Origin of the sequence: Amycolatopsis sp. MtRt-6 (genome assembly GCF_017308975.1) — a bacterium.
Taxonomy (GTDB): Bacteria; Actinomycetota; Actinomycetes; order Mycobacteriales; family Pseudonocardiaceae; genus Amycolatopsis.
The window spans coordinates 1-1,321 of sequence record NZ_JADWPD010000073.1; the positions used below are offsets into that span (position 1 = coordinate 1).

Consider the following 1,321-nt stretch of genomic DNA (forward strand, 5'->3'; position numbering starts at 1 on the left):
TCGGCGAGATCCAGCAGGCCATCCTGACCGGTGAGGCGGCCGTGGTCGGCTCGTTGCCGGTGCCCGAGAGTTATCGCGGGGTGACGGTGCACGCGGACGAGGTCGGGATGTTCGAGGGCCTGGAGAGCCGGGACAAGGATCCGCGTAAGTCGTTGCATGTGGATGAGGTGCCGGTGCCGGAGCTGGGGCCGGGTGAGGCGCTGGTCGCGGTGATGGCGAGTGCGATCAACTACAACACGGTGTGGACGTCGATTTTCGAGCCGATTCCGACGTTCAAGTTCCTGAAGAAGTACGGGCGGCTGTCGCCGCTGGCGAAGCGGCATGACCTGCCGTATCACGTGGTGGGGTCGGACTTGTCCGGGGTGGTGTTGCGGACGGGGGCCGGTGTGCACAACTGGAAGCCCGGTGACGAGGTGGTCGCGCATTGCCTGAATGTCGAGCTGGAGGGCCCGGACGGGCACAACGACACGATGCTCGACACCGAGCAGCGGATCTGGGGGTTCGAGACGAACTTCGGGGGGCTGGCCGAGATCGCGTTGGTCAAGGCCAACCAGCTGATGCCGAAGCCGGATCATCTGACCTGGGAAGAAGCCGCCTCGCCCGGGCTGGTCAACTCGACCGCCTACCGGCAGCTGGTTTCGCGTAACGGCGCGGACATGAAGCAGGGTGATGTGGTGTTGATCTGGGGTGCCTCGGGTGGGCTGGGCTCGTATGCGACGCAGTACGCGCTCAACGGCGGCGCGATTCCGGTGTGTGTGGTGTCGAGCCCGGAGAAGGCGGCGATCTGCCGGAAGCTGGGTGCCGAGCTGATCATCGACCGCAGCGCCGAGGGGTATCGGTTCTGGAAGAACGACGACGAGCAGGACCCGAGGGAGTGGCAGCGGTTCGGGGCGAAGATCCGGGAGCTGACCGGGGGTGAGGATCCGGACATCGTGTTCGAGCACCCGGGCCGGGAGACGTTCGGTGCTTCGGTGTATGCCGCGCGGAAGGGCGGCACGATCGTCACGTGCGCGTCGACGTCGGGGTATATGCATCAGTACGACAACCGGTACCTGTGGATGAACCTGAAGCGGATCATCGGTTCGCACTTCGCGAACTACCGTGAGTCGTGGGAGGCGAACCGGTTGATCGCGAAGGGGCTGATCCACCCGACGTTGTCGAAGACCTACCCGCTGGAGGAGACCGGGCAGGCCGCTCTCGACGTGCACCGCAACGCCCACCAGGGCAAGGTCGGCGTGCTCGCCCTCGCCCCGCAGGAAGGCCTCGGCGTCCGTAACGAAGAGAAACGCGCGAAGCACATCGAAGGCATCAACGCCTTCCG

1 protein-coding gene is annotated in these 1,321 nt (G+C 65.6%); it reads left to right on the forward strand.

Annotated elements, in window-relative coordinates:
• The coding region (gene ccrA / locus I4Q55_RS48845; RefSeq protein WP_242548119.1) for a crotonyl-CoA carboxylase/reductase at positions 1-1,321 on the forward strand (1,321 nt) is incomplete at both ends.